The organism is Streptomyces sp. NPDC051576 (genome assembly GCF_040681835.1).
Lineage (GTDB): Bacteria > Actinomycetota > Actinomycetes > Streptomycetales > Streptomycetaceae > Streptomyces.
Genome location: NZ_JBFAZO010000002.1, coordinates 850,192 through 866,803 on the forward strand (window position 1 = coordinate 850,192; position 16,612 = coordinate 866,803).

13 protein-coding genes are annotated in these 16,612 nt (G+C 69.6%); 3 read left to right on the forward strand and 10 right to left on the reverse strand.

The window, feature by feature from the left end; genetic code table 11:
- Positions 1-454: 454 nt before the first annotated feature.
- Positions 455-1,972, reverse strand: a complete 1,518-nt coding sequence (locus AB0M63_RS09410) for a DUF4192 family protein (RefSeq protein WP_366018952.1) — start codon at positions 1,970-1,972, stop codon at positions 455-457.
- 168 nt (positions 1,973-2,140) lie between these two features.
- The gene (locus AB0M63_RS09415; RefSeq protein WP_366018953.1) at positions 2,141-4,300 is read right to left on the reverse strand and encodes a RecQ family ATP-dependent DNA helicase; all 2,160 of its coding nucleotides are present in this window, start codon (positions 4,298-4,300) and stop codon (positions 2,141-2,143) included.
- 368 nt (positions 4,301-4,668) lie between these two features.
- Between AB0M63_RS09415 and AB0M63_RS09420 the strand changes: the two genes are divergently transcribed.
- Positions 4,669-5,304: a hypothetical protein gene (locus AB0M63_RS09420; RefSeq protein ID WP_366018954.1), complete on the forward strand. Its 636-nt coding sequence runs from the start codon at positions 4,669-4,671 to the stop codon at positions 5,302-5,304.
- 267 nt (positions 5,305-5,571) lie between these two features.
- Here the strand turns inward: AB0M63_RS09420 and AB0M63_RS09425 are convergent, their stop codons facing one another.
- The 3 genes from AB0M63_RS09425 to AB0M63_RS09435 form a co-directional block, all read right to left on the reverse strand.
- Positions 5,572-6,213, reverse strand: a complete 642-nt coding sequence (locus tag AB0M63_RS09425) for a hypothetical protein (protein ID WP_358849731.1) — start codon at positions 6,211-6,213, stop codon at positions 5,572-5,574.
- A 68-nt stretch (positions 6,214-6,281) separates the two neighbouring features.
- Positions 6,282-6,983 carry a ribonuclease HII gene (locus AB0M63_RS09430; protein WP_355902247.1) on the reverse strand — a complete coding sequence of 234 codons (702 nt, stop codon included), beginning with the start codon at positions 6,981-6,983 and terminating at the stop codon, positions 6,282-6,284.
- Positions 6,984-7,064: 81 nt separating this feature from the next.
- A complete protein-coding gene (locus AB0M63_RS09435) occupies positions 7,065-7,688 on the reverse strand; it encodes a TetR/AcrR family transcriptional regulator (RefSeq protein WP_355902249.1) in 624 nt (207 codons plus the stop codon).
- A gap of 187 nt (positions 7,689-7,875) precedes the next feature.
- Here AB0M63_RS09435 and AB0M63_RS09440 point away from each other — a divergent pair, with 187 nt between their 5' ends.
- Positions 7,876-9,423 (forward strand): MFS transporter, encoded by a 1,548-nt coding sequence (locus AB0M63_RS09440; protein ID WP_355902251.1) that lies wholly within the window; start codon positions 7,876-7,878, stop codon positions 9,421-9,423.
- Between the two features lie 210 nt (positions 9,424-9,633).
- Here the strand turns inward: AB0M63_RS09440 and AB0M63_RS09445 are convergent, their stop codons facing one another.
- From AB0M63_RS09445 to AB0M63_RS09455, 3 genes are all read right to left on the reverse strand, one after another.
- Positions 9,634-10,566 (reverse strand): ADP-ribosylglycohydrolase family protein, encoded by a 933-nt coding sequence (locus AB0M63_RS09445; RefSeq protein ID WP_366018955.1) that lies wholly within the window; start codon positions 10,564-10,566, stop codon positions 9,634-9,636.
- Between the two features lie 12 nt (positions 10,567-10,578).
- Positions 10,579-11,238: a histidine phosphatase family protein gene (locus AB0M63_RS09450; protein WP_355902255.1), complete on the reverse strand. Its 660-nt coding sequence runs from the start codon at positions 11,236-11,238 to the stop codon at positions 10,579-10,581.
- Positions 11,239-11,378: 140 nt separating this feature from the next.
- Positions 11,379-11,984, reverse strand: a complete 606-nt coding sequence (locus AB0M63_RS09455) for a YdbC family protein (RefSeq protein ID WP_355902257.1) — start codon at positions 11,982-11,984, stop codon at positions 11,379-11,381.
- A 152-nt stretch (positions 11,985-12,136) separates the two neighbouring features.
- Here AB0M63_RS09455 and AB0M63_RS09460 point away from each other — a divergent pair, with 152 nt between their 5' ends.
- Complete coding sequence (locus AB0M63_RS09460; protein ID WP_355902259.1) at positions 12,137-12,673, forward strand: TerD family protein; 537 nt, start codon at positions 12,137-12,139, stop codon at positions 12,671-12,673.
- A gap of 20 nt (positions 12,674-12,693) precedes the next feature.
- On the opposite strand, the gene AB0M63_RS09465 is transcribed toward AB0M63_RS09460, so the two are convergent.
- Entirely contained in the window at positions 12,694-13,389 is a 696-nt protein-coding gene (locus AB0M63_RS09465; protein ID WP_366018956.1) for a DUF6215 domain-containing protein, read from the reverse strand.
- Between the two features lie 171 nt (positions 13,390-13,560).
- A complete protein-coding gene (locus AB0M63_RS09470; protein WP_366018957.1) occupies positions 13,561-16,455 on the reverse strand; it encodes a vitamin B12-dependent ribonucleotide reductase in 2,895 nt (964 codons plus the stop codon).
- Positions 16,456-16,612 lie beyond the last annotated feature (157 nt).

Below are 16,612 nucleotides of genomic sequence, written 5' to 3' on the forward strand. Positions count from 1 at the left end.
GGAGGCGGCGGGTGCATGGGCGGCTTCTTCTGCGCTCTGTGCGCCTGAGACGTGTTCGGCGCCGGACGGAGGGTTCCGGGAGGACAAGGGCTGGGCGGCGACGCGGCCCGTTCAGGCGTTCCGCCACTCAGGTGAACGGACACGGGCTCCTCCTGGTCACGCCCTCGACCGGGGAAGCCGACCGAATGGCGGCGCGGCGCCGGGGGCCAGCCCGCGTCCGTTCCCCGATCCCTGTCTCGGTCGCCGGCAGCCCGGCGGCCGATCCATCGGCCGCCCGCACGTGTTCCCCGCGCCGCGTGCCCCGCGGCCAGCGCGGCACCACCCCGCACCCTGGGCTCGTGCACCACTTGTGGAGCCACCGCCGGCGCCCCGACGATCCTGCGGCACCAGTCTCCGAACGCACCGAAACGCCCACCGGACCGGCCGGACTGCCCTCCACTCCCCCACCCCTTGATCACCTGTCCCCCTCAATGCCGTTGCTCCCCGGGCGGGGCGCTTCCGAGCAGGTGTCGTAACGCCGTTGACCGCCCTTCCCAGAGGTGCGCGGACGTGTGCCGCCGGGGCGTGCGGTGCCCTGTGCGGGTGTGGGCGGACGGGATCCGTCCGTTCCGGGTCGGCGGCCGTCCGCCCCCGAAGGACGAGGGCGGCCTTCGACTCCGTCGGCATCGGTACGTGCGCGTCGCCGACGGCGGGAGGCCGTGACTGAGACCGCCGGTGCCGGATCGCCACCCTGGCCGCTCGCGTCCCGCGTGAGAGAAACATCGGCGGCCTCGGCCCCTGCTTCCACAGGCTCTGCCCGGCCCTCTCGTTCCGCGCGCAGGCAGCGGCGGATCGATTCCGGGTCGAGGCCTTCGTTGCAGGCCTGGTGCAACAGGCGGGCGAACAGGTAATCGGAGTCCGCGCCCAGGGCCATGGCCAGCGCCTCCCGGGCCTCCAGGTCGTCGCCGGTCGACCAGGCGACCCAACCGGCGAGCGTGAGGGGAGCCGCCGCGTGTTCGCCGTACGATCCGACGCAGCGGCGGGCCAGTGCGCGCCAGAGGCGGAGGGCCGGGCCCGCGTCCTCGCCTTCCATCCATTCGGCCGCGCGGTCACGGGTGGTGCGGTCCTGGAGGCCGAGGATCAGCGTGGCGGCCTCGTCGTGGGCGAGCAGCAGATCGTCGCGCAGGTCCGACTGGAGTGCGCCGGTCACGAGCGGTGCCGCGGCGAACCGGCTCAGGATCCGCCGGGCGAGCTCCAGAGTCTCCCGCGCCACGTCCGCTCGGCTGGCGTCGTCGAGGATCCTGGGGACCAGGGCCATACCGGCGGCGTCCAGGGCGGCTTCCTGCTCCAGCGCGGCGGCCGTCTCCCAGGGCAGCAGCCTGGCGCGCAACTCGCGCAGTGTGCCGCGCACTTGGAGCCCTGCGTAGGTCGCCGCCGCGGCCAGTACGGAGGTGCCGGGCAGGCCCATCGGGGATCCGTCGACCGGGCAGCATCCCTCGATCGGGCAGCAGTACGACCAGAAGCGGCCGTCCGAGATGCAGATCGCCTCGATCACCGCCACGTCGAGGCGGCCGCACTCCGTGCGCAGGCTCTGCACGAGCGGGCGCAGGCGTTCCATGACCTGACGCCCCGACTCTCCCGGCGCCGGTTCCTGGCAGACGTAGGCGATCATCTGCTCGGGCCGGGTTCCTCGGCGCTCGCTGCCGGTGACCAGGCCGTGGGCCAACTGCTGCGCCACAGACGCCCAGTCGTCCGCGCCCGCGGGAATGCCGAGCCTGGCCCGACCGCCGAACCGACCCCGGCCGCCCCGATCGTGCAGGGCGACGAGGACGATGCTGTCCTCGGGGCGGTACCCGAGCAAGTAGGGCAGGGCGTCGGCGAGTTCGCCCGGCGAGCGCAGGGTGACCTGGTGTTCGGTGCCGTGTCGGTCGTACGCGGTGGGGTCGATGTCGCCGTTTTCGGAGGATCCGGTCGTTTCGCTGTGATTCGTCATGCGTCGACGATCTCGCGGATCACGACATCCCGCTTGAGCCTGTGGATAAGTCCGGTCAGGGACACGCCACATGAGGTTCGGTACGGCCAACTCGGCTTGAGCGATCAGGGGTCCGATCGCGTTGCCCGACCGAGACGGCCCAGCCGGAGTCCCCCGCCAACGGGAATCTCAGCCTGCCGCGGCCAGGACCAGCGGAAGAACCTGTTCGCTGCCTGCCCGGCGGAGCAGACGCGCGGCGACAGCGAGGGTCCAGCCGGAGTCGGCGTAGTCGTCCACGAGCAGGACGGGGCCTGGAGAGCCGGCCAGGGCGCCGGCCAGTTCCTCGGAGACGGTGAAGGCGTCGGACAGGGCCCGGAGGCGTTGGGCGGAGTTGCTGCGGCGTGCCGCGTGTGTGCCGTCCGGCCCGGTGTACGTCAGGGTGCCCAGTAGGGGAAGCCGGCCGATGGTCGCGATGCCCTGGGCGAGGGAACCGACCAGTTGCGGGCGGGCCAGGGACGGTACGGCCACGACTCCCACCGGACGGGCGGAGGCGTCCGCGACATTCGGTGCCCAACCGCCCGGAGAGCGCGCCCAGTCGGCGAGGACGGCCACCGCGGCCTTCAGGACGTCGTCGGGGACCGGACCGTCGGGCGCGCTCTCGGCGAGCAGCGGGCGCAGTCGGTTGCCCCAGCCGATGTCCGAGAGCCGCCCGAGGGCGCGCCCCGTCGAGCACTGGTCCTTGGCCGGGATACGTCCCTTGAGGTCGACGCCCAGCGCGGCCATCCCGGTCGGCCACATCCGGCGCGGCTCGACCTCCATCCCCGGGCGGTCAAGTTCCTTCGTCGCTCCCGTCAGCGTCTCCGCCGAGACGGAGGAATCGATCCAGGCGCCCGCGCAATTGTCGCAACGGCCGCACGGCACCGCCCCCTCGTCGTCCAACTGCTCACGCAGGAACTCCATCCGGCACTGGGACGTGCTCACGTAGTCGCGCATGGCCTGCTGCTCTGCCGCCCGCTGTTTGGCCACCCAGGTGTACCGCTCGGCGTCGTACACCCACTCGGCTCCGGTGGCCGTCCACCCGCCCTTCACACGCTTGACGGCTCCGTCGACGTCCAGGACCTTCAGCATCGTCTCCAGGCGGCTGCGGCGAAGCTCCACCGCCGTCTCCAGGGCCGGCACGGACAGCGGCCGCCCCGCGTCGGCGAGGGCCGCGAGGGTCTGGCGGACCTGCGTCTCGGGCGGGAAGGCCGTATCGGCGAAGTAGCGCCAGATGGCCTCGTCCTCCCTGCCCGGCAGGAGCAGCACATCGGCGTGGGCCACACCGCGACCCGCACGACCCACCTGCTGGTAGTAGGCGATCGGCGAGGAAGGTGAGCCGAGGTGGACCACGAAGCCCAGGTCCGGCTTGTCGTAGCCCATGCCCAGCGCCGAGGTGGCGACCAGCGCCTTGACCCGGTTCTCCTGGAGGTCGATCTCGGCCTGCAGCCGCTCGGCGTTCTCCGTCTTCCCGGTGTACGAGGCCACCTTGAAGCCGCGCTGGCGCAGGAACGCGGTGGCTTCCTCGGCGGCGGCCACGGTGAGCGTATAGATGATCCCCGAGCCCGCAAGCTCGTCCAGGTGCTCGGCGAGCCAGGCCAAACGGTGCGCCGCGTCCGGCAGTTGGACGACCCCGAGCCGCAGGCTCTCCCTCTCCAGCGGTCCGCGCAGCACCAGGGCCTCGCCCGCTCCGGTGCCCAGTTGCTCGGCCACATCGGCGGTCACGCGCGCGTTGGCGGTCGCGGTGGTGGCCAGCACCGGTACGCCGGTGGGCAGTTCGGCCAGCATCGCCCGCAACCGGCGGTAGTCGGGGCGGAAGTCGTGCCCCCAGTCGGAGATGCAGTGCGCCTCGTCGACCACCAGCAGGCCGGTCGTCGCCGCGAGCTTGGGCAGCACCTGGTCGCGGAAGTCCACGGAATTGAGCCGCTCCGGACTGACCAGGAGAACGTCGGTCTCGCCGCGCTCGACCTCCCCGTAGATCGCGTCCCACTCCTCCGGGTTGGCCGAGTTGATGGTGTGCGCCCGGATCCCGGCCCTCGCCGCCGACTCGACCTGGTTGCGCATCAGCGCCAGGAGCGGCGAGATGATCACCGTGGGCCCGGAGCCACGTCGGCGCAGCAGGGCGGTGGCGACGAAGTACACCGCCGACTTGCCCCAGCCGGTGCGCTGCACCACCAGCGCGCGCCGGCGCTCCTCCACGAGGGCTGCCACCGCCTGCCACTGGTCCTCCCGCAGCCGCGCCGTGCCGCTCGGGTCACCGACCAGCTCGGCGAGGATGGTGTCGGCTTCGGTGCGCAGCTCCTGGTTGTTCATGCCTCCATGCAACCTCACGCCACTGACAACGGCCCAATCCCCCGCCGCGGCGAAGAGCGCCGGACCGTGTCCCGCAGCCGGTCCGACCAGCTCCCTCTGGACCTCCCGCACCTCCATGGCGTACGAAAGTGTCGTGCTCGAACGTCCCAGGCGTCACCGGGTGACGCAATGGGTAGGGATATAAGCCACAGACCGTCAGATAGCGGTCTGTGGCCCCATTTGCTCGTTGCCGCATCCCAGTTCGACAGCAAGAATTGGAGTCCGCTCCCCGCACGGCTCGTCCGTGATCCGGTAGGGCTCTGCTGCGGTGTGCGCTCCCCCGAATCCGACCCCGCCCGAAGTGTGGGCGCGTAGCCGAAGGGAGGACCGTGACCTTCGGATTCGCTCCGTCCTCCGCGGCATCCACGTCGACGCCTGCCGACCTGTCCGCCGCTTCCGCCAACCCCCTCGCCCGTATGCTCGAACCCTCCGAATGGGCCGCAGCCGGAATCCCGTTGCTGCGCAATCCCCGCGAGGTCGTCAGCGGGCTGCACTCCCGGCATCGCCCCCGACCGGCGACGGCGGTCGTGGCCGTCCTCGACCCGGACGAGCGGCTGCTCGCGAGCGCCTCGTTCGTCCGCCGGTCCGTCCCGGCCGACGGCTGGATGTTCCGCAACGCGCTGCTCGCGCAACTACGCCGCGTCATCCCGCACGATCTGCGCCGCCGCACCCCGGTGCGCACGGCCGTGCTGCTCTACTGCCGTGAGGGGGACGCGCGTTGGACGCAGGAGGACGGCGCGTGGATGTGGGGGTTGCGTGACGCCTGCACGCTGCACGGGCTGCGCTGCGGGGCCTACATCACGCTGACCCGTGACGGCTGGCAGGTGCTCGGCGAGGGGCGCGGCGGCCGACGGCCCAGCGCGGACTCCGCGCCGGAACCTTTCGCCATGTCCGAGGTACCGCCCCTGCTGCCCCGCACCGGTGGCGCCGCCTCAGAGGTTCTGCGCCGCGCCGCGGCCCGCTGAAACCCGGTCCGGGCGCCAGGCCCGGACCATGCGACGCATCACCGCGGAGTCCGTACGGCGCCGGGCCGCCCGACGTGGAGACTCCTCCTGCACGCCACGGTCACGGCGCACCACGTACGGGAGCGGCGCCCCCAAGGAGGGCACGCTTCACCGGCCGCACCAGCCGTCGGACCAGCAATCCGCGCACGCCGAACGCCCCACCGTGCACAGGCCGTCGCGACGGCGCCTACCCGCCCGCCGTCGCCCTCCGAGAGTTCCGGAGACGGCTCAGACGCCCGCGCCCAGCACCGAGTTGATCTGCTGCGGGTCGCCGCAGACGATCAGCAGGGCACCGGCCCGGCCGAGGGCGAGGGGCAGCGCGGTGGCGGCAACGGCGGCCTGGCCTCCGTTGACGGCGACCACGACGACGGGACGGGACGCGGCCCGGCCCGCCACGGCGGCGTCCGCGTAGAAGACGTCGTCGCGCGCGTCGTGCTGCGCCCAGTAGGACGCTTCGCCGAAGGACAGTTCATGGGCGGCCCACGGGTGCGGTTCGCCGGTGGTGATCACCAGCACGTCACCAGGGGTACGGCCCGACTCCAGGAGCAGGTCGACGGCTTCCTCCGCGGCGTCCAGCGCACCCTCGGCCGAGGCCGGGACGAGCTGGATCTGCGGGGTCGCCACAGCGGTGTCGGAGGCGGTGGGGGCAGCCGGACCCGACGGTCCGGGCTTGGCTACGGCCACGTCGCGCGGTGTCCGTTGCGCCGGCGCCGTGGGCCGCAGGGGGCCGGGGCGACCGGGACGCGGCGGCGCCGCGGGGCGGGGGCCGGGTACAGGGCGGGGGGTCGGCGCGACGCGGCCGCTGGCCGGGGTGGCGCGGGGACCCTGGGCACTCTCGTGAATCTGAGGCTCCTCGGGAATGAGAGGCATGAGCTGATTTTTATCAAACGTTGGTACGGCTCGCGTCGGCGGGTGGCACATGAGTGCGAGCGGGACGGTCAGAAGTCGAAGCCGAGTTGGCCCTCGATCTTCGGAACGGTTCCCTCCGCCCAGCTACGGGCCTTCTTGAGATGCCGCCACTGGGGCAGCGCATCAAGATACGCCCACGACAACCGGTGGTACGGGGTGGGGCCCCGCTCCTCCAGCGCGGCTTTGTGCACGGGCGAGGGATACCCGGCGTTGGCCGCGAAAGCGAAGTCTGCATGGTCGATGCCCAGTTCGGCCATCATTTTGTCGCGCTGAACCTTGGCGATCACCGATGCGGCCGCGACCGCCACACACGACTGGTCGCCCTTGATCACCGTACGAACCCGCCAAGGGTCCCCGAGGTAATCGTGCTTCCCGTCGAGAATGACCGCGTCGGGGCGAACGGGCAAGGTCTCCAGCGCACGCACCGCGGCAAGTCGCAGGGCCGCCGTCATCCCCAGGTCGTCGATCTCCTCCGGGGAGGCGTGCCCCAAGGCGTACGACGTGACCCACTTGCGGAGTTCCTCGGCGAGTTCGGTGCGTCGCTTGACGGCGATGAGCTTGGAGTCGGTGAGACCTTCGGGAGGCCGGCGCAGTCCGGTGACCGCCGCGCAGACGGTGACGGGGCCGGCCCACGCGCCGCGTCCCACCTCGTCGACGCCTGCGATGACCTTGGCTCCGGTCGTGGCGCGGAGTGAGCGCTCGACGGTGTGAGTAGGTGGTTCGTACGGCATGGCGCCCTTAGACTACGCCGCCCGGAACCCCCTGCGACACCCAGGTTTCCCCAAGCTCTCCAAGACCGTTCCGCGTCGGCTTCACGCATTGCCGGGTCGGAGCAGCGGAAGCATCAACTGGTCGATCATCTCCTCGATGTCACGGTCTCCCCATTCACTGCCGCACATCTTCGATCGGTACATCATCATCGCCGGGATGGCATCGAAGACGTAGCCGTTGGACGCGTCGGGACGAACCTCACCCCGCTCCATTCCGCGATTGATGGCGTCGCGGAGTAGCCGGATCACGGGTTCCACGACCCCTTCGAAGATCACGCCGTGGAAGCGCTCGGCCTGCACGGTGTCGCATTCGTGAATCACCGCGCGGAGGGCGAATCCGGGGCGCGAGAACATCGCGTCGCGCGCCTGCGTGCACAGCGCCAGCAGATCCTCGCGCACGTTCCCGAGGTCGGGCGCCTCGTCCAGTCGTGGCAGTCCGGCCTGCAACGCGTCCGCGACGAGGTCCTCCTTCGAGGACCAGCGCCGGTACACGGCGGCCTTGCCCGTCTGGGCACCGGCGGCGACGCCTTCCATCGTGAGGGCGTTCCATCCGACCGTGCTGAGTTGCTCCAGTGCGGCGTCCAGGATCGCGCGTTCGAGCACGGCGCCGCGGCGGCGGAGGGAGGCCGTCTGAGCGGGGGCGGCCGTCCAGCCCGAAGTAACCATCTGAGTGTCTCCAGCGAGCAGTGGAATGGGGGATTCCGGGGATCGGGGATGCGTTCCGAGGCAGCGGCGGGGGAGGCGTCGCTCGACGGCGAGTTAAGTGAACGCTTGCGTTCACTGTCGGGGACTCACTACCGTTGACGCGGCAGTGAACGCGAGCGTTCACTAACGCACTTGTGGGGGACCCATAGTGACAACCTCTCAGTTGATTAAGGACCCAAAGCCAGGAGCGGCCCGCCGGGAGGGGCATCCCGGCATCGCGCTCGCAGTCATCGCGGCCTGCCAACTCATGGTGGTACTCGACGCGACGATTGTGAACATCGCGCTCCCGCACATTCAAGCCGCGCTCAGTTTCAGCACCACCGACCTCACCTGGGTCGTCAGCGCGTACACGCTCACCTTCGGCGGCCTGCTGCTTCTCGGCGGCCGGGCCGGCGACATCCTCGGCCGGCGACGGGTGTTCACGGCCGGCATCCTGCTCTTCACCTTCGCCTCGCTGCTCGGCGGACTCGCCCAGGAACCCTGGCAGTTGCTGGCCGCACGCGTCCTCCAGGGCGTGGGTGGCGCGATCGCATCGCCCACCTCGCTCGCGCTGATCACCACCACGTTCCCCGAAGGCCCGGAGCGGAACAGGGCGTTCGGAGTCTTCGCCGCGGTCTCGGCGGGCGGCGGCGCGATCGGTCTGCTCGCGGGCGGCATGCTCACCGAGTGGCTCGACTGGCGTTGGGTGCTCTTCGTCAACGTGCCGATCGGCCTGCTGATCGCCGCACTCACGCCGGTGTACATCAGCGAGTCCGAACGGCACACCGGCCGGTTCGACATCGCGGGCGCGCTGACCTCGACGGCGGGCATGGCGTCCCTCGTCTACGGCTTCATCCGCGCGGCGGACCAGGGCTGGCGCGACACCCTGACCATTGGGTCCTTCGGCGCGGCGGCCGTCCTGCTGCTGGCCTTCGTGATCATCGAGTCCCGGGCCAAGGAGCCGATCACCCCGCTCAGGATGTTCGCCGACCGCAACCGCTCGGGCACGTACGTGATCATGCTGAGCCTGGCCGCCGCGATGTTCGGCATGTTCTTCTACATCGTGCTCTTCGTGCAGAACGTGCTGGGGTACAGCCCGATCCAGGCGGGTCTGGCCTTCCTGCCGGTGACGGTCGTGATCGCTGCCGGCGCGGGACTGTCCCAGCGTTTCCTGCCGAGGTTCGGCCCCCGGCCGTTCATGCTCGTCGGCTCGGCCCTCGCGGGGATCGGGCTCACCTGGCAGACGCTCATCAGCTCGGACAGTTCCTACGTCGGCGGAGTGCTGGGCCCCATGCTGGTGTTCGGGTTCGGCATGGGCCTGAACTTCGTGACGCTGACGATCACCGCCGTCTCCGGTGTCGCCCAACACGAGGCGGGCGCGGCGTCCGCGCTGCTCAACGCCATGCAGCAGGTGGGTGGTTCGCTCGGTCTGTCCATTCTGACCACGGTGTTCGGCTCGGCCAGCAAGGACGAGGCGAAGAAGCAGTTGCCGCAGTTCCTGACCGATGGATCGGCCGAGCAGAAGGCCGAGTTCGGCAAGACCCATCAACTGCCGGCGCCATGGGGGCACGAAGTGCTCGCGCACGGCATCTCGACGGCCTTCGTCCCGGCCGCCGCGATGGCCGCACTCGCCCTGGTCACCGCCTGGTTGGTGATCCGGGTCCGCAAGAGCGACCTCGACGCCCTCGCGGGGACTGCGGGTCCAGGAATCGGCTGACCGGTCGGGCCCGGCGAGGGCCCGGCCGACCGGCACCGGCGAACACCTCATGACCACCCCCTACAACTGTCGTGTCCTGTCTGCCCGTGCGGACTCATGTGTCGCAGCGCGGCTGCCAGGACAACGGCCAAGCGGTCACGGAGAGTTCCCGGCAGGCACAGAGAGTTTCAGTCGCGTGGGGTGAGGCTGCCCGGCGGGGAGTCCGAAGCGTCAGGCGGACGTCGGAACCCAGTCCGGCAGCGCCTCCGTCCGCTCCACCCACGCGGCGGGTGGCGTCCCCGCCTTCCCACCGGCGATCACACCGCCCACGATGGCGCAGGTGGTGTCCACGTCCCCGCCGACCTGGGCGGTGGCCCAGAACGCCCGCTCGTAGTCGCCGAGCCCTCGGGCGGCCGACCAGAGCGCGAAGGGGACCGTGTCGTGTGCCGTCGTACGACGGCCGCAACCCAGTACCGCCGCGACGGTGCCGGCGTCCGCGTAGTCGAGCATGTCCCGCGCGCGCCGGAGCCCCGCGCCGACGGCGCTCTTCGGTACGAGTGCGATGACGCCGTCGAGGAGCGCCTCGGCGCTGGGCGGGCCGTCGGGGGACGCGGCCAGCGCTGCGGCCGCCGCGACGGCCATGGCGCCGACCACGGCCTCACGGTGCTGGTGCGTGGGGTACGCCGAGATCTCCGCCTGGTGGGTCGCCTGCTCGGGATCGTCCGCGTACCAGGCACCCAGGGGTGCGATCCGCATCGCGGCGCCGTTGCCCCACGATCCCTGGCCGTTGAAGAGCGCTGCGGACAGCTCGCGCCAGTCGCCGCCCTCACGAACGAGGCGCAACAGCCGGTTGACCGCGGGGCCGTAGCCGCGATCGAAGTCGTGCCGCTCGGCGAAGGAACGGGCCAGGGCGTCCTGGTCGACGCGGTGGTGGGTGGCCAGGACCGCGACCACGGAGCAGGCCATCTCTGTGTCGTCGGTCCACTGCCAGGGCGCCGGGGGCAGCTCGCGGCGCTTGAGCAGCGGGTGGTTCGCGGGCACGAAGAACTGCGAGCCCAGCGCGTCCCCCACGGCCAGCCCCCGCAGGCTGGCCAGGGCGCGGCTCAGGCGCACGTCAGAAGGATGGGAGGAGTCGGAAGAGTCGAGGGCGGAGTCAGCGATCATCGATCCGCCACCCTATCCACTGATCCCGTACGGCTCCGGATCCCGCCAACTGTCGAACGGCCGGTCCAGCGCATACCTGCCGTCGTCTCCCAGAACGAGCATCCGCATCTCGGCGTTCCCCGGATTGGACAGCGACTCGAACTCCGCGACCGTCCAGTGGAACCAGCGCATGCAGAACAGCCGCATCGCCAGGCCGTGCGTCACCAGGAGCACGTTCGGCGGGTGGTCGGGGGCCTCGAAACTGCGGTACAGGCTCTCCAGGAAGCCGCCGACCCGGTCATACACGTCGGCGCCGGACTCACCCTGGGCGAACCGGTAGAAGAAGTGCCCGTAGGCGTCCCGGTACGCCTTCTGGAGGCGGACGTCGTCCCGGTCCTGCCAGTTCCCCCAGTCCTGTTCGCGCAGCCGGGGTTCCTCGCGTACGCGCACGAGCTCGGGGTCGAGGTGGAAGGCGCGGAAGGTCTCGTGCGTACGGCGGTACGGGGAGACGTACACGCTGATGCGCTCCCGGCCGAACACCTCCCGCAACCGCTTGCCGGTCTCCTCCGCCTGTCGCCAGCCCTGGTCGGTCAGCGCCAGGGAATGGTCGGGTTCACGCTCGTACACGGTGTCATCAACATTGCCCGTTGACTCGCCGTGCCGGACAAGGACGATGCGCCGTGGTCGTGCCATGCCAAAACCCTAGATCGAGTGACGGCATATCGAGCAGTCGTACGGGCTCCATACGGCGTAGGTCACACGAATTCTGCCCGATGGGACACATAGGGGCGCACGATTCACACACCGGGACGCCGGTTGAGTCAGTCCGGATCTCAAACTATCCAGCTCGGTTCCAGTTGCACGATGTCACCCGTGAGGGAGGCGACGTCCGCCTCGATCTGGGCCCTCAGTGCGAGCCGTTCCACGCGTTCGGCGCGGTACTTGCCGTGTTCGGCGGCCGAGTGCCACATCGAGAGCACCATGAACTCGTGTCCCGGGGCCTCGCCGAACAGTCCGCGGAGCATGCCCGGGGAACCGGCCATCGCGGGATTCCAGACCTTCTCCTGCATCAGCGTGAAGTGCTCGGCGCGCTCCTCGTGGACACGGCACAGTGCCACCCGCACCAGGTCGGCGTCGGTGAAGCGCGGTTCGAAGCCCGTCTTCACGTCGAAGCGATGGTCGAACAGCTTGACCTGCGTGTCCTTGAAGGTGCCCACCTGGGCCGACGCCAGCCGGTCATGGGATCGAGCCATGAAGGAGTCGTAGAAGGCACGGCTCTCCCAGAACGCGAAGATGTGCGCCACTCCGGGCCGCGCCCGGCTCCAGCCTCCCCCCTGTCCCCGAAATCCCGGCTCCCCCAGAAGCCCCGCCCACTTTCGCTGCCCGCGCTCGAAGCCGCGGCGGTCAACCACGGTGCAGCGAATCCACTTGACCAGCACGGCGCCATCGTAAGGCCACGGAGCGTGGCGCCGGTCACGCTCCGGCGGAGATCGTCGGCGCACACGCCCCCGCGCGCGTGGCACGATGGACAACGAACGCTGATTGCCCAGCAGTTGGGGCGCGCGATCGAGGCGAACGGGGAAGGGGAACTGTGGTCAACGGCCTCAACAAGGGGATCCGCAAAGCCGAAGTCGGGCTTCAGTGGGATCCGAGTCCCACGGGGCAGCCGCCTGTCGATCTGGACATCGTGGCCGCGACCTATGTGGCGAACGATCCGTACGGCGCTCCCGCTTACGCGGTGTACTTCGACAGCCGCTCCCCCGACGGCACCATCTATCTCAACCGGGACAGCAAGGACGGCAAGGGCTTCGGCTGGGACGAGGTCATGACGCTGGAACTCGACCGGCTCGCCGACCGGTACGCGCGTGTGGTGGTCGGCGTGGTCATCCAACAGCGTGTCGCGCACCGCACGTTCGTGAACGTCCTGAACCCGAAGCTGCGCATCCGCGAGGGGTACACCGTCCTCACCGAGGACGACTTCGGTGACGTCCTCGGTGCGACGGCGGCGACGGTCGGGGAGTTCGTCCGGGACGAGTCCGGAAGCTGGGACTTCCACCCCGGCATCCAGGGCTTCGAGGACGATCCCGCGACCTTCACCAGGACGATGGGCAGGGCACAGCAGTCCTGAGCCCTGCCCCGGACGAGTCGTCAGCCGGCGGTCCAGCCCGGGACCGTCGGCAGCACCTCTTCCGCGATGCGGAACAGCGCCTCGTCGTCGGGCGGCACGTCGTCCTGACGCCAGATGGATATTTCGAAGGAGTCGCCGCCGTCCTTCTCGCTCGTGGAGACCAGCAGACTGCGGGCGATGCCCCCAGGACCCGTACTGGCCTTGCCGCCACCGAGATTGAAGCTGATCGCGATGGTCCGGTCCGAGTAGACGACGGCCGGGTGCCCCAGGACCATTTTCACCTGCGAGGTCGAGTCCAGATATCGGGCCGCCTGCGTGACGGGAATGTCGTCGTAGGACGCCGACAGCCGCACGGAATAGGTCCTCAGGTCGACGTCGGCCTCAGGACTGGCGATCTTGGTTCCACCGGCCAGAGTCATCCAGCCCGCACTCCCCGAGGCGGTCTCCGCATGCTCGTCCGGTGTCCCCAGGAGGACCGGTAGGTCCGCGCGGTTCAGCGCCGTGCAGAGCGCAGTCGGCGACACGTACTTCGCCGGCAGTGTGCCGTCCGTGCTCGCCGTACAGGTCGCCGGTTTGCCGTCCTGTGCCGATGTCTTCGGCAGGACTCCCCCGAGTCCCCACATACCGCCCAGCACGCCGCCGACCACTACCACCGCCGCGACTGCCTGGGCCCCCGCCCTCATACCTCTTTCGGGCTCGACGGAATCGTCGACCATTGCCCCCCACCCTCCCCTGTGCGCGACCTATGCGCGCTGAGGGAGATTAACTGCTGATCGTTCCACTGGGAAACCGGATTCGCCCGGGCCGGGAAACGCCGAGGGCGGCGGAGCCGGAATCCCGGCTCCGCCGCCCTGAGCAGCTAGTTCACGTCAAGCGGATGCTCTGGCTCAGCTGCATCCGCTGGTCGAGCCGCACCCCTCGCAGATGTAGCAGGAACCGGCCCGCTGCATCTTCGTACCGCAGGAGAAGCACAGCGGGGCGTCCGCCTGGATGCCCAGTTGCATCTCCACCAGTTCGGCGCTGGTGTGCGCCTGCTGCGGGGCGGGCTTGGCCGCCTCGACCGCGGCCTTCGGTGCGGCGACGGCCTTCAACTCCTGGGTGCGCGGCGCCGACTGGGCCAGGCCCTCTACGTCGACCTCGTCCTCGGTCGGCTCGTACGAACCGGTCTCCAGGTGACGCTGGCGCTCCTCGGCGGAGTGGATGCCGAGCGCGGACCGCGTCTCGAAGGGCAGGAAGTCGAGCGCCAGGCGGCGGAAGATGTAGTCGACGATCGACTGCGCCATCCGCACATCCGGGTCGTCCGTCATGCCGGCCGGCTCGAAGCGCATGTTGGTGAACTTCGAGACGTACGTCTCCAGGGGCACGCCGTACTGCAGGCCTACGGAGACGGCGATCGAGAAGGCGTCCATCATGCCCGCGAGGGTCGAACCCTGCTTCGACATCTTCAGGAAGACCTCACCAAGACCGTCGTCCGGGTAGGAGTTGGCGGTCATGTAGCCCTCGGCGCCGCCGACCGTGAAGGAGGTCGTGATACCCGGGCGGCCCTTGGGGAGGCGCTTGCGGACGGGCCGGTACTCGACGACCTTCTCGACCGCGGTCCGGATGGTGTCCTCGGCCTTGGCGGTGACCTCCGCCTTCTCCTTCTCCTTGGTCTTCGCGGAGAGGGGCTGGCCGACCTTGCAGTTGTCGCGGTAGATCGCGAGCGCCTTGACGCCCATCTTCCAGGCCTCGAAGTAGACCTCCTCGACGTCCTCGACGGTCGCCGTCTCCGGCAGGTTGACCGTCTTGGAGAGCGCGCCGGAGATCCAGGGCTGGATGGCGGCCATCATGCGGACGTGGCCCATCGCTGAGATGGAGCGCTCGCCCATGGCGCAGTCGAACACCTCGTAGTGCTCGGTCTTGAGGCCCGGGGCGTCGATCACGTTGCCGTTGTCGGCGATGTGGGCGACGATCGCCTCGACCTGCTCCTCCTGGTAGCCCAGGCGGCGCAGGGCCTGCGGGACGGTGCCGTTGACGATCTGCATCGAGCCGCCGCCGACGAGCTTCTTGAACTTGACCAGCGCGAGGTCGGGCTCAAGTCCCGTGGTGTCGCAGGACATCGCGAGACCGATGGTGCCGGTCGGGGCGATGACGGACGCCTGCGAGTTACGGAAACCGTTCTTCTCGCCGAGGCGCAGCACGTCCTGCCAGGACTCCGTGGCCGCGGCCCAGATCGGGGTGTCCAGGTCGTCCACGCGCGTGGCCGTGGTGTTGGCGTCGGCGTGCTGCTTCATGACGCGCAGGTGCGGCTGCTCGTTGCGGGCGTAACCGTCGTACGGGCCGACCACAGCGGCGAGTTCGGCGGAGCGCTTGTACGACGTGCCGGTCATCAGGGAGGTGATGGCACCGGCGAGGGCACGGCCGCCGTCGGAGTCGTACGCGTGGCCCGTCGCCATCAGCAGGGCACCGAGGTTGGCGTAGCCGATGCCGAGCTGGCGGAACGCGCGCGTGTTCTCGCCGATCTTCTGGGTCGGGAAGTCCGCGAAGCAGATGGAGATGTCCATCGCGGTGATGACGAGCTCGACGACCTTGGCGAAGCGCTCGACCTCGAAGGACTGGTGGCCCTTGCCGTCGTCCTTGAGGAACTTCATCAGGTTCAGCGAGGCGAGGTTGCAGGACGTGTTGTCCAGGTGCATGTACTCGCTGCACGGGTTCGAGCCGTTGATACGGCCGGACTCCGGGCACGTGTGCCACTGGTTGATGGTGTCGTCGTACTGGATGCCCGGGTCGGCGCAGGCCCAGGCGGCCTCGGCCATCTTGCGGAAGAGCTGCTTGGCGTCGACCTCCTCGATGACCTCGCCGGTCATGCGGGACGTCAGGCCGAACTTGTCGCCGTTCTCGACAGCCTTCATGAACGTGTCGTTCACGCGGACCGAGTTGTTGGCGTTCTGGTACTGCACCGACGTGATGTCGTCGCCGCCCAGGTCCATGTCGAAGCCCGCGTCACGAAGGGCGCGGATCTTCTCCTCTTCCTTGACCTTGGTCTGGATGAAGTCCTCGATGTCGGGGTGGTCGACGTCCAGGATGACCATCTTGGCCGCGCGGCGGGTGGCGCCACCGGACTTGATGGTGCCCGCGGAGGCGTCGGCGCCGCGCATGAAGGAGACCGGACCGGAGGCATTGCCACCGGAGGAGAGCAGCTCCTTGGAGGAGCGGATGCGGGACAGGTTCAGGCCCGCGCCGGAACCGCCCTTGAAGATCATGCCCTCTTCCTTGTACCAGTCGAGGATCGACTCCATGGAGTCGTCGACGGCCAGGATGAAGCAGGCCGAGACCTGCTGGGGCTGCGGGGTCCCGACGTTGAACCAGACGGGGCTGTTGAAGCTGAAGACCTGGTGCAGGAGGGCGTACGCCAGCTCATGCTCGAAGATCTCGGCGTCGGCGGGCGAGGCGAAGTACTTGTGGTCCTCGCCGGCCTTCCGATACGTCTTCACGATGCGGTCGATGAGCTGCTTGAGGCTCACCTCACGCTGCGGGGTGCCCACGGCACCGCGGAAGTACTTGCTGGTGACGATGTTGACCGCGTTCACCGACCAGAAGCCGGGGAACTCGACGCCACGCTGCTCGAAATTGACCGAGCCGTCGCGCCAGTTGGTCATGACGACGTCACGGCGCTCCCATTCCACCTCGTCGTACGGATGCACGCCGGGGGTGGTGTGAATACGCTCGATGCGCAGTCCCTTGGTGGCCTTGGTTCCCTTCGCGCGGGAACCTCGTGCCGGACCGCTCGCCGTCTCTGTCATGCCGCCTCCCTGTACAGGCAAAAACGCCCTGAAATGCCACGATGTTCCCGTGGCAGAGTGTTTGTCTGGTGTCGCGGCCGCCCACACGCTCATGGCCCCGCAACAAGTCCTGGTCCGCCGACCACCGGCCGGAACCGGGGTCTCCGCCCCGTTCCGG